We start from the raw sequence: 23,347 nt of genomic DNA, 5'->3' as shown, positions 1-23,347 counted from the left end.
CTGCTTATAAAACAATCATTAATAGGGATATCACATGAAGCTAAGCTCAATCAAAGTAAGCTACAAACTATGGGGGCTTATCGGTACCCTAGTCACATTACTCATCATTTTTAGCGCGATAGCCTATAACGAACTGCACAGTGAATTGCTCAACGCACGTCAATTACAAGTGAAAGAGCAAGTCGATAGCGCTTACTCCCTTGTCAAATATTATGGTGATCAAGCACCTATTATAGGAGAAGAACAAGCCAAACAATCGGCTTTGGCTGCGCTATCAGCCCTGCGCTTTGGTGACAACGGCTACTTCTGGGTGAACGACATGCAAGCAAAGCTGCTAATGCATCCTTTCAAACCAGAAATTACAGGCAAAAGTATGGCTAATGTGACTGACGTAAATGGCTTCCATCATTGGCAAGCAATGGTGTCTGTAGTGAAAAATCAAGAAGAAGGCTATGTACATTACGCTTATAAAGGTCCACAAGTCTCACAGCCTGAAGACAAAGTATCTTACGTAAAAGGTTATCAACCTTGGGGATGGATAATCGGTAGCGGCGTGCTATACAGCGGTGTCACGGATATTTTTTGGACAGCGGTACAAAAGTCTGCCGTTATCGAATTCATCTTAGTGCTCCTCGCCCTAATCGGCAGTGTGACTATTGTACGCAATATCACACGTCCTCTTAAAACCGTGACAGAACACCTTCAGCATATTTCGGATGGCGACTTAACTAAGCAACTAGATATGCAACGAGGAGACGAAATCGGTATTTTAGCCAACGCGGCAAACCACGTATCCGTTTCATTAAACGATACCTTGTTAGAAGTTGACCACGCCATCACCGAGCTGCAAGCTGTTTGCGTGCAAATGCAAGGCAACAGCTTACATACTAAACAAGGCATGGATCACCAATTCCAAGAAGTCGAAATGCTTGCTACCGCCATGAACGAAATGTCTTACTCTATTCGAGACGTAGCGCAACATGCCAAAGATACCGCTGATGCGACTCAAATGGTGCAAACCATCACCCGTCAAAGCAGCCAAGATCTAGACGCTACCAATGAAGACATCCAAATCCTAACCAAGAACATCGAAGGTGCTAACGACGTCATTATTAAACTGCTGGAGCAAACAGGCGACATCGACTCTGTTTTAGGCGTAATTGGTGATATTTCCGAGCAAACTAACCTACTTGCCTTAAACGCAGCGATTGAAGCCGCACGCGCTGGCGAACTAGGCCGAGGCTTTGCCGTCGTGGCCGATGAAGTTCGCTCACTGGCTAGCCGCACTCAAGGATCAACCGTCGAAATCCGTGCCATTATCGAAAAACTTCAGCATCAGTCAAAAGAAGCGTCCACTTCTATGGCAACCAGCACGCAACAAGCAGAGCGCGGTGCAGACAGAATGCATGTTGCCGCTGAAAACCTGAAAAACATGCTAATGCAAGTGGACGACGTATCGGCTCGCAGCCATCAAATTGCTTCAGCGGCAGAACAACAAGGCACAGTGGCCGAAGAGATTAATCACAACATAATGGGCATTCGAGAAGTGTCTGAAAAAGTACTAGAGGATTCTCAACAAGTGTCTGAAGGCAGCACAATGATTGCCAAAATGACCGATGAGCTAAGCAAAAAAATCAAACAATTTCAGTTTGCTTAAACATCTCGCCAGACACAGATCAAACACCAAACCCGACGACATACTTGTCGTCGGTTCTTTCTATAAAAATAGATAAATACTATAAAACCTATTTAATAAACAGCCTTTCACTAATTATCTATTTCACTGATAATCCCATCATTAATAATATACCCTGAGGGGCTGCGAATATGTTGTCGAAAATATCTATATCAAGAGCGATGCAATTAGGCTTTGGAATAACCATCAGCATGGTTATAGCATTGGGAATTTATCTCATTTTAGTCATCAGCAATGTTCGCGACCAATTCGACACCTTAGTCACAGAGAACCTACAAATACAGTCCACACTATCTGACCTTCGTTACTACACAGTCACTTACCGTCGATTCGCCTTAGATTACGGTTTAACAAATAGCCAAGATGAACACAAAAATATTCAAAAAACGATTGATGAAAATGATCAAAAGGTAGCGAAATCTCTAGAACTTATAAAATCCATTGCCTATATTCCAACGGTAAACAGCTTCATACCGACCTTCGAGCAACGCATTAACGACTATCGTGAAATGCAAAATCACTACATTAGCCTCATAGATCACGGGCAAATAGACAAAGCTCGCGCAGAAATGCTCGGCCCCATGTTAGCGCCATTCAACACTATAGTGAGTTCACTGACTCAGTTGCAGCAAGAATTAGTTGCGCAAGGAATTAAAGTAAAAGATGAAGAGTCGGCCGCTATGAACCAAGCCATCTATATCGAAGCGGCAGTAGGCTTAGTGGTACTGATCTTCTTAATTAGCTTTGGTATTTCACTAACTCGCAAGGTCAACCAGCCATTAGGACAATTGATTGCGCAAATGCAAAAAGTTGAAAAAGGAGATCTACGCACTCGTCTAACGTTAACTGACTTTGCGGACGATGAGCTAGGTAAAGCGGCGGCTTCCTTTGATCAGATGCAGCAAGGTATTTACCGCCTCGCACAAGATGTTCAAAAGAATGCCAAGACATTGGATCAAACCAGTATCGACTTACTCGAACGAGTCAGCCACACTACACAACGTCTAAAAGAGCAAAAGAGCGAAATCAGCACTGTTGCATCCGCCATGACACAAATGCAAGCAGGCTTTGCAGAGGTAGCTCACCACACAGTTTCTGCTGCTGAAGGCGCAAAGGATGCAAGAAGCCACGCCGCAAACAGTCGTCAGGTAATTCAAGAGTCGCTTAATCAAACAGAAGCCCTGTCAGGTGCTATTGGGGAAGCATCAAGGGTCATAGAAGGCCTGAAAAAAGACAGTGCAGGCATTGGCATGATTTCTCAGGTAATTCGCAACATCACAGATCAAACCAATTTATTAGCACTCAATGCTGCGATTGAGTCAGCAAGAGCTGGTGAAGCGGGTCGAGGGTTTGCGGTAGTGGCCAACGAAATTCGCACCTTGGCACAAAAAACTCAAGTGTCTATTGATGAAATCAATCAGACCATAGAAGTCTTGCAAGCCCACGCCGAGCAAGCCGTTAAAGTGATGGACATTAGCCAATCTCAAATGGATTCGGGGCTTGAAAAAGTGCGTTCAAGTCATGACAGCATTGGTAACGTATTAAATTCAACCACGACCATTGATGATATGAGCCAAATGATCGCTGCTGCCACTGAACAACAATCGGATGTCGCAAAAGAACTGACACACAGCATCCATGAAATAAACCAAGTTTCTGAGGAAGTGAATCAGGATATTCGTGAGACAGAACGCTTAAGTGAAAGCCTAAAAGCTGCCAGCATCAGCCTAAACGAAGTCTCTCGCCGCTTTCAATTAGCTTGATCGTGTTATAAAAAACCTCCCCAACTCGGGCTCGGGGAGGTTAAGGTTTGTATTATAAGGTTTTTAAATACTCACTTGGCGTTATTCCGAATGACTTGTAAAAACGCTGACTAAAGCGCTCTTGAGATTGATAACCGCAACGCACAGCAATGTCTATTTGTTGACGGTAACCTTGTTGCATCAAACTAATAGCATGATTCATACGCACTCGAGTTAACAAGGTTCTAAACTGGGTGTTTTCTTCTTTCAAACGACGAATCAAAGTCGCCCGACTCATCGAAAAATGCCCAGCGACTTGATCCAATTGATAATCTTGCCATGGCGCTTGCTGCAACAGCTCAGTGATTTTTTGCTCAAAAGAAACAGCATGCCCTTCAAAGATAAGATGCAGTTTACCCGCTTCGGCCAATTGCTGGTAAAAGCCATTTAACCAATACGCCTGAGTCGTTTCACTCACACTTTGTGTATCTAATTCCAGCAAGAAATCGAGACTCGCCATCACAAAACGATTAGGTTTGAAGCGTGGCGAGCATTCATTATCAGCCACCTTGATACTCAGCTGTATCATGTCTTCTGCAGGTGGCAATAAAAAGCTCATCTGCACTGACAAAAAGCGTTCTTTGCTTGGCTCATTTTCAAACGTCAGTTGTTGTCCTGCTTTCGTTAATAACAAGGTAGAAGAATCAAATTCCAACACATCATCTTGCCAAAATAAACGCTTGCGCCCTGAACGAATTTTGAAAAGGCTAGGAGTAAGAATGGCCACATTACGCAGTCGCTGTGTTTGTAAACCGTACACTTGACTGACTTTAAACATGGGACGCATTTTTACTCCTAATAGGTGATTGATTAACGATTATAAGGTGCGACCAACATAGCCTTATCAATTGCCATACTGCGGACAGTGAAACCTGCTAACGCAGCTGAAGCATCAACACTTAAATCCAGTTTTTCTACTGGTAATGCCCAAACAGTAAACTGATAACGATGCATATTATCGCCCTTTGGTGGGCAGAAACCACCAAAACCAACACTACCGTAATCTGATTTCAGCTCTGTCGCACCAAGCTTAGTTAAATCTGCACCTTGAGCCAAAGACGTCACAGAAACCGGAATATTAAACGCCGACCAATGCCACCAGCCACTACCAGACGGCGCATCTGGATCGTACACGGTAATAGCATAACTTTTCGTGCCTTTAGGCGCGTCAGTCCAAGCTAGTTGAGGTGATTTATTATCGCCGTTACAACCAAAACTGTTAAACTCAAAAGCATGCGGCATCTTTTGCCCCTCTTGAATATCTTGGCTTGTGAGTTCAAATGCATTGCTGCTCATAGACACTAAGCCGCTTAACGCTGCCGTTATAAGAAATACTTTTTTCATGTTTTTCGCCTTACTGTTTCAACCATCAGAGTCGTTATAGTAAGGATTCAAGGCAATACAAACTCGACTACAAGTATCTTATTTAAAACATAAAGCGTTTTTTTGATACTTTACGTAAAATTGCCAGAAAAAAACCAACTATTCTAACTTCCGATACAAGGATCGCAGGCTGATTCCTGCGACTTTGGCGACTTGTTCTTTATCGTCATGATGAAATGCCATGAGTTCTGATAAGTAGCGTTTTTCGGCGGTTTTTAAATCCAACCATTCTCGGCCTTCGCTTGCATCAGTCATACTTAACGATTGAGAAGCGGGTGAAGTCTCCCCTAGCGGATCAAGTTCACGGTCGATCTCCAAGCATTCTTGAATCGTGCTTCGCTCAATCAAATTCGTATCGGTTAAGAGGATTGCGCGGTTGAGGATGTTGCTTAGCTCACGAATATTACCGGGGAAATCGTGTTGCTTTAACACTTGCATCGCTGAGTCGGTCAGATGATATTCCTTGCGTTGACTGATGCGTTTTAACAAGGTGTTGGTTAGCAAAACAAGATCGTCTTGCCGCTCTCGTAAGGAAGGCACATGAATGGGAAAAACGTTGATCCGGTAATATAAATCTTGGCGGAACTCACCTGCTTTGACCATTTGTGCGAGGTTCTTATGAGTTGCACAAATTAATCGGAAATTAGTGTGTTTCACGGTTGAAGAACCGACCGGACGAAATGCCCCAGTTTCAATGAGTCGCAATAATTTAACTTGCATTGAGAGCGGAACATCACCGATTTCGTCTAAAAAAAGCGTGCCACCATTGGCCAGCTCAACTAAACCCACTCGGTTACTGTGCGCGCCAGTAAACGAGCCTTTTACATGACCAAACAACTCGCTTTCAAACAAAGAATCCGTCAGCCCGGCACACTCTAACGTCACCATGGAATTACTCGCTCTATGACCACCTTGATGAACCGCGTGCGCGACCAGCTCTTTACCGCTACCGGATTCTCCTAGTAGTAAAACAGACGCATCGCTATGACTAACACGAGTAATTTTTTCCAACATGCGATTAAAAGACTTACTCGAACCCACCAATTTTTTGCTGCTGTCTTGCACACTGGCCACCGACACAGAGCGCAATAGCTCGACAAAAAACAGCAATTGACCTTGGCTGTCATGAATCGGCAGCATTTCTACATCAACATGCTCTTTGCCTCTGGGTGTTTGATGAATGTGCAACACTCGTTCTTTGCGGCCTGATTGCAAGGTTGCCGACAAAGGACAATCTTCACCCGCTTCATCACAAGGCACGCTATAACCATGGGAAACTTCAAAGCAGCGCTTGTTCTGCTGTAAAGGAACATCGCCAAACTCGTCTCGATAATGCTGATTAATGGCAAGGATTCGATAATCCACCGATACTAAAATAGCAGGACAATCGTAGCCCTCTAACATGCTAGCTAGCCCATCAAAGGAAGAAGAATCAGACGCGATAACATCCATAAAATACTTGCCATTTTTGTCAAAGAATAAAGTCAAATATGACAATCAACACTACATTAGTCAATTCTAATTTACTATCTAGATTTAATATTAAAATAATAAACATAAATATCAATGAGTTAATAAAAACCTTCACCTTGGCACGCTTTCTGCCTTATCTAAGTTATAAGCTCATCAAGTGACTAAAACATTTGAATGTGAAAAATTTGATAACGAGGCGAAACATGACAAACACGATTGTAACCAAGCCTGATGTAGCGGCTTTTTTTGATAAAGACTCCAATACTTTCTCTTATGTGGTTAAAGACCCAGCGTCTTCTAGCTGTGCCATTGTCGACAGTGTATTGGATTTTGACTATGCCTCTGGCGGTACTTCACATAAAGGCGCTGACGCCATCATTGAATACGTCACCACGCACAAGTTAAAAGTGGAATGGCTCATTGAAACTCACGTCCATGCAGACCACCTTTCTGCTGCGCCTTACATTCAAAGCAAAGTCGGCGGCAAAATTGGCATTGGTGAGCAGATCACTACCGTTCAAGAAACCTTTGCCAAAGTATTCAACGAAGGCGCCGACTTCTTACATGACGGCTCTCAATTTGATTATTTATTTAACGATGGTGAGCAATTTTATATTGGCGAAATGCAATGCACCGCCCTGCATACACCGGGCCACACACCAGCCTGTTTCACCCATGTTTTAGGCAATGCTGTATTCGTTGGTGACACCTTGTTCATGCCAGATGCTGGTACCGCACGTGCCGATTTTCCCGGTGGCGATGCGGGAATATTGTTCGATTCCGTACAACGAATCTTGGCGCTACCAGAAGATCACCGCATTTTTATGTGTCATGACTACTGCCCAAATGGCCGTGAATTGGAATATGAAACTACCGTAAAAGCGCAGCGTGAATTGAACATCCACGTTAAAAAAGGCATCAGCAAATCGACCTTTGTAGATTTACGTGAAACCCGCGATAAAACATTGGCCATGCCTCGCCTGATTTTGCCATCGTTACAAATCAATATGAGAGCAGGACACATGCCAGAACCAGAAGACAATGGTTTGTCGTATCTGAAAATTCCGTTGAATGCATTCAAATAAACCGTAACGCCAATAGCAAATAACTATAAATAGCCTAATGACCATTAGGCTAAATAATAATTATATAGAGTGAGAACAACCATGTTACGCAAACAAATCACAGACAACTATTCCGTATCTGAGCAGATCAACTTAGACGATATAGACGCTTTAGCAGAATCAGGTGTCACACTTATCATCTGTAACCGACCGGATGGTGAAGAGGAAGGACAATTACCTTTTGCCGATGTTGCCGCTTATGCAGAAGAAAAAAATATCAAAGCAGAGCACATTCCGTTTGCTGGCGGGCAAATGAAAGCTTCAGACATCACGGCTTTTCAAGCAGCAATACAAGATGCTGAAAATATTCATGCCTATTGTCGAACCGGTAACCGCTCTAGCCAAATTTGGCAAGCGGCTCAGGAAGCTTCACCTGCTGATCCTTCCACTCAAGACAATAAAGCCTCTTCCGCAACAGACGATAAAGCACAGCCTAAAGAAGACAACAAAACAACCGCTCAATACGATGTTGTAGTAGTCGGTGCAGGCTCGGCCGGTATTTCTACCGCCGCCAGTTTATTAAAACGTAAACCTGGCTTGAAAATTTGTTTGATTGATCCTGCTGAAAGTCATTTTTATCAGCCCGGTTGGACGCTTGTTGGCGGCGGTGTGTTTAAAGCATCGAATACGCGCCGCAACATGTCCGACGTTATTCCAGCTCATACAAAATGGCTAAAAGAAGCGGTAAAAACTTTCTTGCCAGATGAGAACCAAGTCGTACTCGAAAACGGCCAAAAAATCGCTTATCAATACCTAGTCGTGGCGGCTGGTATTAAGCTTAACTGGGATGCTATTGAAGGCTTATCAGAGACATTAGGTCGTAATGGCGTGACATCAAATTATCGTTACGACTTAGCACCTTATACATGGGATTTAGTTAAAAACTTAAACGGCGGGAAAGCTGTATTCACCCAACCGCCCATGCCGATCAAATGCGCTGGCGCGCCACAAAAAGCCATGTATTTGTCTTGTGACCATTGGTTGAAGAACGACAAACAAAAAGACATTAACGTGTCTTTCTACAATGCGGGCGCTGTATTGTTTGGCGTGCCTGAATATGTTCCTGCTTTGGAAAGCTATATTCAAAAATACCAAGTTAATACTCACTTCACTCACAACCTAGTTAAAATAGACGGTCCGAATAAACGCGCCTATTTCGCCACTACAGACAAAGACGGTGAGAAAAGCATCGTGGAGACCGAGTTCGATATGTTGCATGTTTGCCCACCACAAACCGCTCCAGACTTCATTCGCAATAGTCCATTGGTCGACGCGGCAGGCTGGGTCGATGTCGATAAAGAAACCTTGCAACATACCCAGTTCAAAAACATCTGGTCATTAGGTGATGTCAGTAATACGCCAAACGCAAAAACCATGGCAGCGGCTCGTAAACAAGCACCAGTCGTAGCTCAAAATATTGCCGATGCCATAAACGGAAATACGCTAAGAGCCATCTACGACGGTTACGGCTCCTGCCCGCTTACCGTTGAGCGCGGCAAAATTGTCTTGGCGGAATTTGGTTACGGCGGAAAGCTGTTACCGACCTTCCCTACATGGTTTAACGATGGCACCAAACCCACTTATCTCGCTTGGGTGCTGAAAGAAGACTTACTGCCTCCTTTCTACTGGCACGGCATGCTGAAAGGCTATGAATGGTTCGTAAAACCGACAATGCGTAAGTAACAAGAGCTTCAATGTTTACGATCAGACGCAAGTCTATTCTTTGCCAACAGACACAAAAAAATCCAATGGCGTGGCGGCCATTGGATTTTTTATGAGTGCAATAAGCCGCCAAATTAGCGTTTTATGTAGATTACTGTTGCGTGTAACGATGAAGGGCTTTGTAATCACCATCGTCTTGTAAACAATAAAACTCTGTTTCCTTTGCGCCTAAGATTTGACAGCTAAAGTCGACACTTTCTTGCGCTTCCCATTCATTTTCACAGCTATTACGGAACCGGATGTTAGAATTAGCTTCTACAATAGACCCCAAAGCATAAGACCATTTGAAGTTACTTTCGAAGACATTACAGCTGTTAGAATCATCTGTATCAACAAATATACCTGTCCCATCTTGGTTAAAGGTTTCACTGCCGATATCAATCCATTTACATTCTTCGTCTAAGTATTCAACTTTAAATACATTCACCAAATCCTGACGACGTTTAATGGTAACTTTTGACACATCTTTCATCGACATAGACCAAGCGCTTTTATAGCCATTGTCGTCAAGATCTTCACGAACCTTTAGTGTAAAAGGCACTGCGGTAAGCGCAGTAGATACGGTGAATAAATCGGTACAATCATTCCCCATGCTGGCGTTGAGTGGTCCCATATTCATAATCAGGTCACCCAGTTTGGTACTCTCCATATTAAAAGCTACAACGCCATTTGGCTTCACTTCCTCCGTCGCTAATTGCTCAGCAACTTGCTTACTCTTTTCGCCTGTGTAAGCCACCAAATGCTTGCCCTTAATTGCAACATAAGCGTCTATTGGCAAACCACTATCGGCTAGATTAATAGCGGAACCATCAGTTGGAACTTGCACACCATTTAAGATTGGCAGAAATTTACTAGCAAGCGCGGATAGTACTTCTGGCTTTTCAGTCGTGATAGTAGCAATGGCATCGTATTGAGCACCTAATTGGCTATTTTCATCTTTTATCAGATCAAAAACGCCCAAGCTAACACCAGACAAGCTTTGTGCCATGCTAGTAAATACCGATAGCATCGCTGGGTTATTTTCACGTAACTTCACTTGTAAATTTTGCAACTGAGCACAGCTGAATTCCGCTTTGGTAAACTGATTCCATAAGCTCGTTAAAACAGGAGAAAGTGCGTCCGCCGACAAACCAACACCAAGCCCTATCGTCAAATCCTTGCTCGTATTTAGGTAGCTTGGAATAAAGCCGCGAAGCTTGCTTAGCTCACCTAAAATGTTGGCATTTTTGATTTCCAGTGCATAAGAAAAATCAAGCGCCATGTTATCGTCTTTTACATCATAACGATTCAGGCCAAAGACAAAACGCGGCATACCAGAAACAATATTAACAACATCAGCTCGGCACTGCATTTGTGCTTGCGTCAAATCTGGTAACTTATCTCCCATCAAAGCCTTCAACTGCTTGTGTGCACGAGCGTCTTTGTCAAACATGGCATTAGCGATGTTCAGCAAACTAACAAAACCATGGGAGTAATCCATGAAGTTATAAGTCTTGCCGTCGTTTTCCCAGCTGTCTGCTGGCATTGACTGTGTAGGTTTCGACAAAGCAAAACGCTGCTCTTGAGCGGCCACATCGTCTTTTTGTGATAATACAGAGATGGTCAGAACACTATCCTTGATCATAAAGCCAAGCGTCAGCACTAGATCATCATTTTTCGCCAGTTCGATAGTCGTTACAGTTTCGTCGGCAATCGTTTTTGAGCCTAAGGTCAAATCACTTTCTAGCGCAGCTTGTTTTACAAGATCCAAAAATGCTTGTTCATCTTGTAAAACAACACGCATCACAGGGAAAATCCCATCTAAATACGCAACACTTGCGCCTTCCATATCGAGGCCGTAGTGCTTGTACATGGCTATGCCACCCTTTGGTGCCACTTCATAATAATCTTTAATAAACCAGCGGATAAAGTCTAAGCCTTCACTTTCAGGAAAAGGTTTAAGCATCTCTAAAAGAGCATCACCATCGCTACTGTCTTTCAGTCGAGCCATTATCTGATCTGAACTGGTGACAATATCTTTATTCGTCACGGCACCAACAAAAAGAGCAGTATCAGCAGGAATGTATTCGACCATCTTGTCGATGTTATTATCTTTTTGGAACCAGCCAAAAACATCTAAATTAAAGCCAAATGCGGCAGCAGAAGATAAGCAAGCCATGACTGCGACGGCTTTAAAGAATTTTCCCTTCATTACGAATCCTTTAGGATGAGTACTCATTACAAGTCACTTAAAATGGGGGTTAAAATAGTGTGTCAAAAACGACAGGATTCTAACGCTAATTTTGAAAAAGAAATACAGAAAAACAGCACGATTTGGACTCTAAATCATGGAGAAACAGCCTTTACAGTACCTTTGATTTGATAAATTTATGCTACGTGTAATGAGTTAATTTAGGCCGCACAGCGAATATCATGCAGATATTCCTTTTTAGCTTTTTCAAAGAGATTTATGACGTAAACAGACAACTCCCAACATAGTCGCCACCATACAATGCTCTCCTTTAACTCAATATACAATTTGGAGCTACTATGTCTGACTTTATCACCGTTATGCGTGAAACCTGCCCAACACCTGTGGTAAACGCAACAAAATGGACTCGTATTGGTGGCGATCCACATACTGTGAACTTAAACGCTTACCTTTCGAAAGATGGCAGTAAGATAATGGGAACTTGGATTTGTACACCGGGCAAATTTGAAGTGAACTATGACAAATGGGAATTTTGCCATTTCTTAGAAGGTTACTGCATTATCACTCCAGAAGGCGAAGAAGCAAAACATCTAAAAGCAGGCGATGTATTCGTTATCGAGCCAGGTATGAAAGGTACTTGGGAAGTGGTTGAAACGGTTCGTAAATACTTCGTATTCGCTTAAGTATTCAGCTTGTGAGCAGAGCATACAGCTCGGCTCACAAGACTTTACCCTCAGACATCAAATACAAAACAAATTCATTCAAACCTTCAGCCAGCCCCTTTCATAAAAAGCATTACTATTTGCAACACCAAAATCAAGGTAAAGAGCCATCTTTAAAAGAGCGCTATCTACTCGAAGCCGCAAGCCCAACACCGAAGCCAACAAAAATGCCACCGCTGATTTTATTTAGCAAAGCACTGCCTTTTTGTGACGCAACTTTAGATTTAGTCAGTGATGCTGACACTGCGTAAATCGTGTGAATGACCACGACCAAAGCACTAAACGTCAGAGCAAGTAAAACAAACTGAGGAGTATATTCTTGTTTTAAATCGATAAACTGAGGAAAAATAGACATAAAGAAAACAACCGCTTTAGGGTTCGTAATAGATACAAAAAAACCTTCCATAAAGCACTTCAACAGCGAGCTTTCGTGAGCGTTCGCTTTAATATTACTAGGTGATTTGCTACGCCACATTTTAATACCAAGATACACCAAATACACGGCACCAACGATTTTTATCAGACTGAATGCCATGGCTGAGCTGGCTAAAATGATACCTAAGCTGGTCGCGGAAATCGTCGCCACCAGCAAAATAGCCAAGGCTACACCAAATATGCCAGCAAAGGTTTTTAACAGCCCTTTCTGAATTGCATTATTAATCGTTAAGACAACCGCAGGTCCAGGCAAACAAATGGTTGCAATCGCGACACCAACGTACAATAAATAATTATCCATGTTTGCTCCTGACTGTGCCTTAAAACACTATGCTAATTCTTTCAGATAGTTTGAGCTACGACTTAGGTAACATTCCCTTATTTAAACGACTAAACGAACCCATTTAATTGACGAATAATATCCAAGAATAAATCTCGACCAACGGGAATCAGGCTATCGGGAAAATCATAATCAGGGTTATGCAATTGCGGGCTGGCTTGCCCAGCGCCCAGAGCAAACATGGCGCCCTCTTTAGATGTCGCAGTGAACTGTCCGAAGTCCTCAGACCAACGCATTGGCTCATCTAATAATACAAAAGGTGTTCGAGTATTATCACACGCACAAATTACCAAATCACAACCTTGTTGAGAGTTCACACTGGCTTGAAATACATCATCGTATTCAAACGTAATACTCAGGTTTTCACTCTTTGCCACAGCACAAGAAAAGCGCTCAGCTTCTTCTATCAGAGTTTGCATACCTTCGTTAGTTTCACTGCGCAAGGTCACCATGACCACGGCGTCACCCGGTGCGGTACCAAAAGCAATTTCACCTAATTTGGCATGAATAACCGTGACCCAGTTTCGTCCAGAGCCTGCTTGATGTGGAATTTTGGCTGGCAGCGAGTTGAGTTCTTGAATGATTTTGCACATCGCATTGGCAGGGCTTATGCCATTTTCAGGATGCGCAGCATGAGAAGTTCTGCCTTTTAAGTGGATAATCATCCCCCTAGAAGCACAATTAAACGTACCTGCTCGTACCGCCACTTTACCTAGTTCTAAGCCAGGATAATTATGCAATGCAAAAGCATAATCAGGAATGAGAGCCGCAAAGCGCGCATCTTTTACAACTTGAATTGCCCCCATACCGGTTTCTTCCGCTGGCTGAAAACACAACACTACTCGCCCCTTCTGAGGGCGATGTTTCGCCAATTCTGCACCCAATGCCGTCACAATACTCATGTGGCCATCATGACCGCATTTATGAGAAACACCTTTCACCTGCGAGCGATGGGCAAAGCTATTCGTCTCCTCAATTGGCAAAGCATCTAACTCGCTACGAATCAAAGTCGTTGGGCCACTTTCGGTACCGTTGAACACAAACGCCAGACCCGTTCCGCCAAGGCCAGTAATAACTTCATCCGCAGAGAAAGCTTGAAACTCTTCGAGAATTCGAGCCGCCGTCGCTTGCTCTTGATTAGACAGCTCTGGGTTCTGATGAAGGGTTTTACGTAACGCGATTAACTCATCAAAAGATTGCATGCTTGTACCTTTTCAAAATGGGCAAATAAATATTGATAGATCAGCATTGATACATGGCAGTTTATCCGCTGAACATCTCAGCTAAAAACATAAAAAAACACTGCTATATCAGATCATGAGTTAAAAGGATTAACGATAACCATGAGGATTATTGCTTTGCCAATTCCAAGCATCACGGCACATGGTTTCTAACGAGAGCTGCACTTGCCAGCCCAGTGAGTCGGTCGCTTTTTGTGGGTCTGCATAAAATTCTGCGATGTCGCCTGCGCGTCTTGGCATAATTTCATAAGGTATTTTCTGATTGGATGCTTTCTCAAACGCATGAACTACATCTAGCACACTAAAACCTTTGCCAGCACCTAGGTTGTAAGCTTCTATGCTTTTTACTTGTTGGCTCACCAATTTTTCAAGCGCTTTAATATGGCCTAAAGCCAAATCCACCACATGAATATAATCCCTTACGCCTGTACCATCATGAGTTGGGTAATCACCACCAAACACGCTTAGCTTTTCACGTTTACCCACAGCAACTTGGGTAATAAAAGGCATCAGATTATTGGGGATTCCATTTGGATCTTCGCCAATCAAGCCGCTTGGATGAGCACCAACTGGATTAAAATAGCGCAGCAAAGACACATTCCATCGAGGATCGGCCACAAAAGCATCTTGTAGGAACTGCTCGATCATCACTTTCGTTCGACCGTATGGACTTGTAGAACTTAGCGGGAAATGTTCCACATAAGGAATGGGATTATTATCGCCATAAACGGTGGCAGAAGAACTAAACACTAAATCGAACACACCATGCTGCGCCATGATGTCTAATAAAATCAAAGTGCCAGTTAAATTGTTGTGGTAATAAGATAAAGGAATTTTAGTCGACTCACCAACCGCTTTTAGACCAGCGAAATGAATCACAGCATCAATAGAATGTTTTTGAAAAACGGTATGCAGGACAGTGGCGTCAAGTAAATCGACTTCATAAAAAGTCACTGCTTTGCCTGTAATTTGCTCAACCCGATTCAATACTTAAGGATTGGAATTACACAAATTATCGACAACAACGACATCATAACCTTGGTTTAATAATTCCACGCAGGTATGACTGCCGATAAACCCCGTTCCACCTGTTACTAAAATCGTTTTCATACTTCTCTCACTGTAAAAGATCTATCCTTATTTAACACAGTACAACCAAATTAGGCCACTTCCCTGGGAGAAGCAATGCGCTTGCCTTCATAGCGACGTAACACGACTTGGAAGCGTACGATAAGAATCGTCGCTAATAAGGTTAACCCCGAACCTAAACCGATGTAAAACCCTCGCAATGATAAGGCTTCAGCCCAAGGGCTATAATGAGATAGCCAAAAGCCAAACGGAATACTCAAACCAAACAAAGACGCGGCAAAAGCGATCATGGTTGAACGCGTATCACGGAATCCTCGTAAGGCACCGGTAAATACGGTTTGCAGCATGTCAGGGAATTGATAACAAGAAGAGATCAATAAGATACTTGCTGCCAAGGCGACGACTTCTGCGTTATTACTATAGATATACGGAATCTGGTTATGGAAAACCTGAGTAATAATAAAACAGATACTCACATAAGAAAGACCCAACAACACGATCACACGGATGCGCTTTCTAACACCATCAACGCCTTCTTTGGACATGGCTTTCGCGACAACAATCGCTGTCACCGCACTCATCGCCATCATGGGTGTAAACAAGAAAGAAGTGTAAGACATGACAATCTGCCCACTGCCCAATGCCAAATCCCCAAAAGACGAAATCAACCAGGTCATAGAGGAAAATAAGCCCACTTCAAAAGCAAAGGCAAAGCCCGCAGGCGCGCCAACATTCAACAAAATCGAAAACTTACGTGTGTAACGCCATACTAAGCGAGTAAATAAAGGGGTTTTATTGATAAAACGGTCGTAAACAAAAAACATAGCTACAGCTAAATACAGAGATAACGCAGACGCCAATGCCGCACCTTTGGCACCCATTTCAGGAAAGCCCAAATTACCGAAAATCAGTACATAGTTAAACAATATGTTTAGCACTAAGCCGAAGCTGGCAACAAACAAAGGAAAGCCTGGGCGGCCAGCGGCTTCAAACAAATTTTTATAGGAGGTCATCAATGCCAACATAGGAAGCGCTGGCGCGAAGATATACAAATACGAAACCGAGACTTGTCTTGTTTCCTCTTCCGTTGCCATCAAACCAGCGAAATATGGCAGTAAGAAAATAGCCACCAAGCTTGCTAATAAACCTAATCCAACAGACAAGCCAACCGCTTGCGACATGTAAAGGTTAACCAGTTTAGGTTGTCGGCCATGCAAATGACGCGTAACCAAAGGCGTAAGACCGAATGTCACACCAATCAAGAAACAACCAACCGGTAGCCATAAACTCGACGCTAAACCAACCGCCGCCAAATGCAATGCACTATAATGCCCTAGCATAATAGTATCGACCACACTGATCGACAGCTCCAATGTCATCGTCAAAACCATAGGAAATAACAAATGAAGCACTTCTTTTAACACTGGGAAACGCTTAACCACACATCACCGCCGACTATCCCATAGAAAACACCAAAAAACAGCCGAGCAATTTACCATTGATCACCAAACATTGCACCAAATCACCTGTAGGTCGGCCTTCAGGCCGTCAAAGCCGAATCGCACCAGACCAAAACCTTGACGCGCTAAAGCACGACCTACAAAAAACAAGCTTGTATTCACATTCCAATACCGAGAAAATGCCGCTCCTGCATTTATTAGACACGTCTAGGAAGACCATATCACATGACCATTATCACCACACTTGGCCCATTATTAATCTCCCTACTCTTTGGTTACTGGGTCAATATCACGCTATTCACCCCTTCTCGTGTAGCCAAGGGATTAGAACAGTTGGTTTATCTGATTCTAGGTCTAATCGGCTTTAGCCTCGGAGCATTAGACAACTTAGCAGAAAAACTCTTTATCGCTGGTTATCAAGCCATTATTTTCTTTACGCTGATCAGCGTATTAAGCCTAGGTGGTTTATATCTTAGTGGCCTACGTTTTGGCGGTACTCACGCAGACAGTCTTGCTCAAGGCCCATCAGACAGCAAAAGCCATGCCCTGATGGACGCAGCGAAAACCATCGCTTGGGTAATAGGCGGGGTTGTCGTCGGCATATTTGCCAAAGACTGGCTAACGGGCGTCGACGAACTGGTAACGGGCTTGCTGTATGTTTTGCTGTTTTTAATTGGTTGTCAGCTTCGCCAAGGCAATCATCGTCTGCGTAAGCTGTTTTTAAACTCACAAGGCGTCATTATCGCCCTAGTGACTATTTTCACCACATTATTAGCCGGTTGGATTGGGAGCCTAATTTTAGGGTTAAATTGGAACCAAGGACTTGCCGTCGTATCAGGCTTCGGCTGGTACAGTTTATCTGGCATTCTTATTACTGGCTTAGGTGATCCAGTACTAGGCACCACCGCCTTCTTGCTTGATCTTGGACGTGAGATATTAGCCCTCATGTTGATTCCATTTTTAGCAAGGCTCAACAGCCACATGTCGGTGGGTTATTCTGGTGCGACGGCAATGGATTTTACTTTACCCATGCTAGGGAAATTTCACGGCGCGCAAATCATCCCTGTCTGCATCGCCAGTGGTTTTATCATGAGTATTCTTGTGCCAATTCTTATTCCGTTATTTATGGGGATTAAATAGCCTTTATTGAGCATTTAGTGGGTTCGTTAATTTATGTACTATATTTTTTGAATGCTGAGTTGTTTAGTATTAGCTTTCAATAATAGAAATAACAAGACGACGATTTTAAAAGGTTGTCTTACATTATTTTTTAGGAGATTCAATGAAGGTTGCGGTTGTTGTTAATTGTTTAAAAATTGGAGGCATGGAGAGAGTTGCCTGCAATTTATCCGACGCCTTTGCGAAACAAGGCCATAATACTCACCTTATTTATCTTAAAAATCGCAAAATTGAAGTCTCCCCCAGCAACCCTAATGTCAAAATACATTTGTTTGCCCTACAAAAAATGGTGATGCTAAGCGGCATCGGTTTTATTTGGTTAATAATATCTAAATTATTAAACATCATTTTTCGTAAATCGTTCGTCATGTTTTTTGCCTATGCGGAAGCCATGGCTTTTTCTTATAAACTCAAAAAATTAGAGAAAGAAGCTGGCCGATTTGATCTTATTATTTTCCGCGGGCAAGGCACTTTTTCTCATATTTGGCCACTCAAAGATCCTCGTTTTGTCTTCGTTTGTGAAAGTATGCTTAACCAGTCGGTGTATGGTTCTAAATCTAAGCAGATGTTTTCATGGCTATTTTCCAACCGACATGTGGTATGCATATCTAAAGAAGCACATCTCTCTTTTATGGATCTAATTCACAACTTCGCTATTTCATGTCAAAGTATTTCAATCATAAGTAACCCAAATAATTATGGAGAAATTAGAGAAAAGGCATCGGTTCTAGAAGCCAATATTGATTACCATACAAGCCCCTATATTTTAGGTTTAGGCCGTCTTGTAGGAGGTAAAAACTTTCCATTATTAATTGACGCCTATCATTACGCACGTAACAACTTCGGCGTAACACATGACCTAGTTATCGTCGGGGAAGGTCGAGAAAAAGCTGCGATCGAAAATAAGATCAAAAAACTAGGATTAGAAGATTGTATCTTTCTAAAAGGTAAACAAAGCAATCCATTTCCTTGGTATCAGCGTGCAGACCTCTTTGTTTTAAGCTCCAAAAGTGAAGGACTGGGAATGGTACTCATTGAGGCCTTGGCTTGTGGAACACCTGTCGTTGCAACAAATTGCCCTGGTGGTGTTAGTGATATCATGCGCGGGCAGTTAAGTGACTATTTAGCAGAACAAAACCCTGAGTCTCTTGCCGAGAAAATCGTCCTCACTTTGAAACAAGGAGACTCCGTTCTTTTAGGCCCAGACGTTGCACAATCGCTCGCGCAGTTTGACGAAAAACATATCGTGCAACAATATTGCGACACCTACTTATCAGCCCAATAAATTTAGGTTAAACGACTACCTTACTTTACAAGAATTATTTTATGAAAAAACTTGATTACCAGTATGCGTTACAACCAGATTGGCAAAGTGACGTACTTTTAAAAAAGCAGAACACAAGTAATAAATCTAATTTGACTCTGGCAGATGAAGCAGGATTCGCAGAGTTAACACAGGATGAATTCACTTGGTTACTATCGTTTTCTTATCAATCTACTCATAAAAAAAAGCAAGGCTGTATTTCCGTTTTTTTTAAAAATGAAGATCAAAATACAGTTGGTCATTCACAATTTTTTGAAGCGAATCAACAAGGCGCTCGCCACCTTAATCTAAGTGGCCTATTAGCTAAAGACAAAACATTGCACCAATTACAATTGGCTTTCGAACATTGCAAAGCTCCTACTGAAGCAAAACTTTTAGGCTTTAAAAAACCCAACCTCGCTGATGGGCCCATTCTCATCATTGCGCCACATGCCGATGATGCTGAACTCGCTGCATATGGCTTATACAGCAACTTTGCGGATCAAGTTTGGATTACAACCATCAATGCAGGCCAAAACCTCCAGTCTTTAGATAGGCAGTATATTTCTGGATTAGATGAAAACATAAGCGACGCGACGCAGCGAAAAGCACAAATCAGAGCCTGGAATAGCATGACAACCCCGCTTCTTGCCGGCGTTAAGCTTGATAGATTGTCTTCCCTTGGTTATTTCAATCTAACCAAAGAATCGCTTTATCAAACACCAAAAGAGCCACAAAGCGATAAAGCTTTTCCTGCGCTAACACCACAAATAAGTCGAACATTTAATACGCTAAAACTTCCTAATGATGAACAGAATATTAGCTCTGGACAATTACTAATCGAAGATCTAACTAGCTTACTAGAGCAAATTAAGCCTTCAACTGTACTAGTAACAGAACCAGAGATAGACCCTCATCCAGAACATATTATGTCAGCTTATGCCTTAGCCTTAGCCATCGACAAAAGCAGCCATGTGCCGAATAGAGTTTTGATGTACGTAAACCATTTGCGTAAAATAAAGAACTTCCCTTACGGCCTAGAGCACGCTAGAACGGCGCTAGCACCATGGTATGACACTAAATCGATATTTGGCCATTATTCTTGTTATAGCTACCAACTCGATATCAATACACAAAAAGACAAAGTTGTATCTTTTGACTCAATGCATGACCTACGCAGCAAACCAAGAATTCAGAAAATATTAAAAAAATGGTGGCATAGCAAAATACTAAAAAGCCATTATAAATATTACGGTTACCACAACTATTTCTTAACGCATATTAAAGCCAATGAGGTCTTCACTTTTGTGGATGGGCAGATCTTTAGTCAGTCATTGATTCACTCAATAGAACAAGACAAAAAGCACTAGTTTTATAACGATTACATGAATCATAGGTATTTTGTCGCACTAAAGCACGAATCGACAAAATACCTGAGCCCAAGCTTCAACACAGAAACGTCAATAAATTGTAAACAGAGCCAAACAAACAAACTTGCTTTAGCAAACACCGTCATGCTTTTGTAAAAGCGATTGTGTAGATAAAGAACAGCAGATTAATCTCTTACTACGTCTTGTGCTTTGTGGAACCGTTCTATCTTTTGGAACTCAAACAAAGTGTGCAGGTGAAGGGGTCGCTTTGGTAACGTGAAAGCATATAAACTGGCATAAACAGCCTACCTTATGTTAGAACATTCATGTTAAACAGAAACGACGGATCTGATTTTGCAAAGCACAAGGCGTATACCATTGTTCCTGCTTTGTTTTCGCCCCATGAAATGCTGGTCAAAAAATACGAATCGAACTCCGTCTTAATGCTTTACATCACAAAGTGATAAATCAACAAACAATGGAACACCTTTCCTTATGAAAAAAATAGCTATGAAAAAAACTCTTATTGCGGCGCTGGTCATGTCATCCGTTTCTTTTGCGTACGCCGCCGACAGCGCAATTAAACTAGACACTAAAGAGCAACGCCTTGGTTACAGCATTGGCACCATGTTTGGTTCACGCATGTCACAAGATTTCTCAGATCTAGATATGAAAACCTTTATGGCTGGCTTCCAGGATTCATTTGCGGGCAAAGAAGGCAAAATGTCTATGGATGAAGTGACTAAAACCATCCAAGACTACCAGCAAGAACAAATGGCAAAAGCTCAGCTTGAAGAAGAAAAAGCAGCTGAAGAGGCAAAAGCCGCTTCTGCAGCTTGGCTAAAAGAGAAAGCAGCCGAAGATGGCGTGAAAAAAACAGAGTCTGGTTTGCTTTATAAAGTCATTACAGCAGGCAATGGCGAAAAGCCAAAAGCCACAGATACCGTTGAAGTTGATTACGAAGGCAGCCTAACAGATGGCACCGTATTCGATAGCTCATACAAACGCGGTGAAGCCATTACCTTCCCATTAAATGGTGTTATCCCTGGTTGGACAGAAGGTCTGCAACTTATGCCTGTTGGCTCTAAATACGAGCTATACATTCCAGCAGACCTAGCATACGGTCCTGGCGGCACGGGTCCTATCCCACCAAATGCTGCATTGAAGTTTGTTGTTGAATTGCACAGTATTCAAAAAGCAGAAACGCCAAAGGCAGAAGAACCAAAAGCCGCTAAGTAAGTTAACTGTCTTTTAGTAAAGATGTAAAATGGTCGTCATCGTGACGGCCATTTTTATTTCCGCTTTTTAGTGTCATCAATAGCCCCTTCTCAAAAAAAGGCGACTAAATTGAATATCTTATATACCCACACCTATAACTCTTTGTATACTTACACAAAAATTACATTTTTATATTGAACTTCTCCGCATGAAACAAAAATATGAGCCTCAAATGACATCAGTTTCTACCAGTTTAGCCAGTGCATTCAAACGTCGTACACCTGCAGAACAGCCAACCTGGCTAATCATCTTAGGTATCATCTCGATAACACTTTATGCTTTTACTAGAACCGGCTTCCCTGAAATAGCAAGTGCAGCCTCCGCCATAGCAACACTGACTGGCTTCTGGGCATTATTTAAATACGGCAAACTAGTTAACAGTCATATACTGTTTCGTTTTGTCTGGATAGCCATCATATTCCAATTAATTTCATGGGGATTATCTCAGTATGTTACCCCTGAATGGGCGGAAAGCTCACCTAAATTGGATAAGATAACTCGTTGGTTTGTTTTCATTCCGTTAGCTTGGTGGGTAGCCCAATACAAAAATGCAACTTGGCTCGTCTGGGGCTGTGCGGCACTAGGAATACTAGTTTCTCCTTGGGTAACAGGTGAAGGTATACCAGAGATTATTAGGGGACTAGACGGAGAACGAGTATTTTTTGGTCTTCGACAAGCCCAGCATACCAGCTTATTCTTTGGCGTTATTTTGATAGGCTTTTTATGCTTTACTCGCACACTTCTAAGTAAAAGCAAATGGTTAGCAATCCCTCTTTTTCTTGCTATTGCTTACTGTATCCTCATTATTTATATCAACTCATCTCGTCAAGCTTGGCTAGCGCTACTACTTACTGCATTTTTTATGGCAAGCTACTTCACCATAAATCGGTTTAATCGAGCAACAGGAAAGCAAAAGCTAGTCACCCTAAGTCTATTTCTAGCTAGCATGTTGGGCCTGAGCATGGCGATAAATATAGCGTTAACTAACAACGACGCTATGATAAACAGAGCTGTAGAAGAGAAAGAAGCATTAAGCGCTATTGCCACACTAGACTTTGATAATGTGCCCTATACTAGTTTTGGTATACGCCTTCATAGCTGGGTAGCGGCAACAGACTTCATAAAAGCCAAACCTATATTTGGTTGGGGAAGCAATGGCAGAAGTCTTGTTATGAAAAAAACAGAATGGCTACCAGATGATATAAGAAAAGATTTCGGGCACTTACATAACACCTATATTGAGATGCTGGTTAACTTTGGTATTGTAGGATTAGCTTTTTATATTAGTATCTGGGTCGTAATGGCAAAAAGCCTTTTTAAACAAATAAGAGCTGGAAAAATAGAAAAACAAGTTGGCTATTTCTTTATGAGTTTTGTCTGTTTCTGGAGCATTATGAATTGCTTCGAAGCCTACCAAAATTTCTGGACAGGTGTTTTTTACTTTACGATATTTATGACAGGTATACAGGCCAAAATATGGCGCGCAAAATATAATTTTAAATCATAAATCTTAGTTCTAAAAATCTAAATATTATTGAC

At 42.3% G+C, this 23,347-nt stretch carries 17 protein-coding genes and 1 pseudogene; 10 read left to right on the top strand and 8 right to left on the bottom strand.

What is annotated here, in order from left to right:
• Window positions 1-34 precede the first annotated feature (34 nt).
• Window positions 35-1,657 (top strand): methyl-accepting chemotaxis protein, encoded by a 1,623-nt coding sequence (locus tag CYL31_RS04280; RefSeq protein ID WP_212917736.1) that lies wholly within the window; start codon window positions 35-37, stop codon window positions 1,655-1,657.
• Window positions 1,658-1,827: 170 nt separating this feature from the next.
• Window positions 1,828-3,459: a methyl-accepting chemotaxis protein gene (locus CYL31_RS04275; RefSeq protein ID WP_212917735.1), complete on the top strand. Its 1,632-nt coding sequence runs from the start codon at window positions 1,828-1,830 to the stop codon at window positions 3,457-3,459.
• 52 nt (window positions 3,460-3,511) lie between these two features.
• Here CYL31_RS04275 and CYL31_RS04270 read toward each other — a convergent pair whose 3' ends face one another.
• From CYL31_RS04270 to CYL31_RS04260, 3 genes are all read right to left on the bottom strand, one after another.
• Window positions 3,512-4,285, bottom strand: a complete 774-nt coding sequence (locus tag CYL31_RS04270; protein ID WP_212917734.1) for an AraC family transcriptional regulator — start codon at window positions 4,283-4,285, stop codon at window positions 3,512-3,514.
• Window positions 4,286-4,308: 23 nt separating this feature from the next.
• The gene (locus CYL31_RS04265) at window positions 4,309-4,842 is read right to left on the bottom strand and encodes a YbhB/YbcL family Raf kinase inhibitor-like protein (RefSeq protein ID WP_212917733.1); all 534 of its coding nucleotides are present in this window, start codon (window positions 4,840-4,842) and stop codon (window positions 4,309-4,311) included.
• A gap of 138 nt (window positions 4,843-4,980) precedes the next feature.
• Window positions 4,981-6,333 carry a sigma-54 interaction domain-containing protein gene (locus CYL31_RS04260; protein ID WP_249411691.1) on the bottom strand — a complete coding sequence of 451 codons (1,353 nt, stop codon included), beginning with the start codon at window positions 6,331-6,333 and terminating at the stop codon, window positions 4,981-4,983.
• A 224-nt stretch (window positions 6,334-6,557) separates the two neighbouring features.
• On the opposite strand from CYL31_RS04260, the gene CYL31_RS04255 reads away from it, so the two are divergent.
• Both CYL31_RS04255 and CYL31_RS04250 read left to right on the top strand, forming a co-directional pair.
• A complete protein-coding gene (locus CYL31_RS04255; RefSeq protein ID WP_212917732.1) occupies window positions 6,558-7,439 on the top strand; it encodes an MBL fold metallo-hydrolase in 882 nt (293 codons plus the stop codon).
• A gap of 81 nt (window positions 7,440-7,520) precedes the next feature.
• Window positions 7,521-9,161 (top strand): bifunctional protein tyrosine phosphatase family protein/NAD(P)/FAD-dependent oxidoreductase, encoded by a 1,641-nt coding sequence (locus CYL31_RS04250; RefSeq protein ID WP_212917731.1) that lies wholly within the window; start codon window positions 7,521-7,523, stop codon window positions 9,159-9,161.
• A 130-nt stretch (window positions 9,162-9,291) separates the two neighbouring features.
• On the opposite strand, the gene CYL31_RS04245 is transcribed toward CYL31_RS04250, so the two are convergent.
• Window positions 9,292-11,391 carry a hypothetical protein gene (locus CYL31_RS04245; RefSeq protein ID WP_212917730.1) on the bottom strand — a complete coding sequence of 700 codons (2,100 nt, stop codon included), beginning with the start codon at window positions 11,389-11,391 and terminating at the stop codon, window positions 9,292-9,294.
• A 338-nt stretch (window positions 11,392-11,729) separates the two neighbouring features.
• Here CYL31_RS04245 and CYL31_RS04240 point away from each other — a divergent pair, with 338 nt between their 5' ends.
• Window positions 11,730-12,074 carry a cupin domain-containing protein gene (locus CYL31_RS04240; RefSeq protein ID WP_212917729.1) on the top strand — a complete coding sequence of 115 codons (345 nt, stop codon included), beginning with the start codon at window positions 11,730-11,732 and terminating at the stop codon, window positions 12,072-12,074.
• A gap of 163 nt (window positions 12,075-12,237) precedes the next feature.
• On the opposite strand, the gene CYL31_RS04235 is transcribed toward CYL31_RS04240, so the two are convergent.
• The 4 genes and pseudogenes from CYL31_RS04235 to CYL31_RS04220 all read right to left on the bottom strand — a co-directional run bounded on the left by CYL31_RS04235 (window position 12,238) and on the right by CYL31_RS04220 (window position 16,660).
• A complete protein-coding gene (locus tag CYL31_RS04235) occupies window positions 12,238-12,849 on the bottom strand; it encodes a LysE family translocator (RefSeq protein ID WP_212917728.1) in 612 nt (203 codons plus the stop codon).
• Window positions 12,850-12,938: 89 nt separating this feature from the next.
• Window positions 12,939-14,090: an amidohydrolase gene (locus tag CYL31_RS04230; RefSeq protein ID WP_212917727.1), complete on the bottom strand. Its 1,152-nt coding sequence runs from the start codon at window positions 14,088-14,090 to the stop codon at window positions 12,939-12,941.
• 129 nt (window positions 14,091-14,219) lie between these two features.
• Window positions 14,220-15,239 (bottom strand): annotated as a pseudogene (gene galE, locus CYL31_RS04225) (UDP-glucose 4-epimerase GalE).
• Between the two features lie 50 nt (window positions 15,240-15,289).
• Complete coding sequence (locus CYL31_RS04220) at window positions 15,290-16,660, bottom strand: MATE family efflux transporter (RefSeq protein WP_249411690.1); 1,371 nt, start codon at window positions 16,658-16,660, stop codon at window positions 15,290-15,292.
• A gap of 243 nt (window positions 16,661-16,903) precedes the next feature.
• Between CYL31_RS04220 and CYL31_RS04215 the strand changes: the two genes are divergently transcribed.
• From CYL31_RS04215 to CYL31_RS04195, 5 genes are all read left to right on the top strand, one after another.
• The gene (locus CYL31_RS04215; RefSeq protein ID WP_212917726.1) at window positions 16,904-17,818 is read left to right on the top strand and encodes a LysO family transporter; all 915 of its coding nucleotides are present in this window, start codon (window positions 16,904-16,906) and stop codon (window positions 17,816-17,818) included.
• 142 nt (window positions 17,819-17,960) lie between these two features.
• On the top strand, window positions 17,961-19,142 hold the full coding sequence (locus CYL31_RS04210; RefSeq protein ID WP_212917725.1) for a glycosyltransferase: 1,182 nt from the start codon (window positions 17,961-17,963) through the stop codon (window positions 19,140-19,142).
• 41 nt (window positions 19,143-19,183) lie between these two features.
• Complete coding sequence (locus CYL31_RS04205; RefSeq protein ID WP_212917724.1) at window positions 19,184-20,530, top strand: PIG-L deacetylase family protein; 1,347 nt, start codon at window positions 19,184-19,186, stop codon at window positions 20,528-20,530.
• A gap of 495 nt (window positions 20,531-21,025) precedes the next feature.
• Complete coding sequence (bamJ, locus tag CYL31_RS04200; protein ID WP_249411689.1) at window positions 21,026-21,769, top strand: BamJ family beta-barrel-assembly machinery protein; 744 nt, start codon at window positions 21,026-21,028, stop codon at window positions 21,767-21,769.
• A gap of 211 nt (window positions 21,770-21,980) precedes the next feature.
• Entirely contained in the window at window positions 21,981-23,315 is a 1,335-nt protein-coding gene (locus tag CYL31_RS04195; protein WP_212917723.1) for an O-antigen ligase family protein, read from the top strand.
• Window positions 23,316-23,347 lie beyond the last annotated feature (32 nt).

The organism is Marinomonas sp. A3A (assembly GCF_018336955.1).
GTDB classification, from domain to species: Bacteria; Pseudomonadota; Gammaproteobacteria; order Pseudomonadales; family Marinomonadaceae; genus Marinomonas; species Marinomonas lutimaris.
The sequence above is the reverse complement of the archived record's forward strand: the minus strand, read 5'-3'. Positions and strand labels throughout refer to the sequence as shown.

Coding starts and splice junctions, on each gene's coding strand:
- CYL31_RS04280 (WP_212917736.1), top strand. CDS start 35: ATGAAGCTAAGCTCAATCAAAGTAAGCTACAAACTATGGGGGCTTATC.
- CYL31_RS04275 (WP_212917735.1), top strand. CDS start 1,828: ATGTTGTCGAAAATATCTATATCAAGAGCGATGCAATTAGGCTTTGGA.
- CYL31_RS04270 (WP_212917734.1), bottom strand. CDS start 4,285: ATGCGTCCCATGTTTAAAGTCAGTCAAGTGTACGGTTTACAAACACAG.
- CYL31_RS04265 (WP_212917733.1), bottom strand. CDS start 4,842: ATGAAAAAAGTATTTCTTATAACGGCAGCGTTAAGCGGCTTAGTGTCT.
- CYL31_RS04260 (WP_249411691.1), bottom strand. CDS start 6,333: ATGGATGTTATCGCGTCTGATTCTTCTTCCTTTGATGGGCTAGCTAGC.
- CYL31_RS04255 (WP_212917732.1), top strand. CDS start 6,558: ATGACAAACACGATTGTAACCAAGCCTGATGTAGCGGCTTTTTTTGAT.
- CYL31_RS04250 (WP_212917731.1), top strand. CDS start 7,521: ATGTTACGCAAACAAATCACAGACAACTATTCCGTATCTGAGCAGATC.
- CYL31_RS04245 (WP_212917730.1), bottom strand. CDS start 11,391: ATGAAGGGAAAATTCTTTAAAGCCGTCGCAGTCATGGCTTGCTTATCT.
- CYL31_RS04240 (WP_212917729.1), top strand. CDS start 11,730: ATGTCTGACTTTATCACCGTTATGCGTGAAACCTGCCCAACACCTGTG.
- CYL31_RS04235 (WP_212917728.1), bottom strand. CDS start 12,849: ATGGATAATTATTTATTGTACGTTGGTGTCGCGATTGCAACCATTTGT.
- CYL31_RS04230 (WP_212917727.1), bottom strand. CDS start 14,090: ATGCAATCTTTTGATGAGTTAATCGCGTTACGTAAAACCCTTCATCAG.
- CYL31_RS04215 (WP_212917726.1), top strand. CDS start 16,904: ATGACCATTATCACCACACTTGGCCCATTATTAATCTCCCTACTCTTT.
- CYL31_RS04210 (WP_212917725.1), top strand. CDS start 17,961: ATGAAGGTTGCGGTTGTTGTTAATTGTTTAAAAATTGGAGGCATGGAG.
- CYL31_RS04205 (WP_212917724.1), top strand. CDS start 19,184: ATGAAAAAACTTGATTACCAGTATGCGTTACAACCAGATTGGCAAAGT.
- bamJ (WP_249411689.1), top strand. CDS start 21,026: ATGAAAAAAATAGCTATGAAAAAAACTCTTATTGCGGCGCTGGTCATG.
- CYL31_RS04195 (WP_212917723.1), top strand. CDS start 21,981: ATGACATCAGTTTCTACCAGTTTAGCCAGTGCATTCAAACGTCGTACA.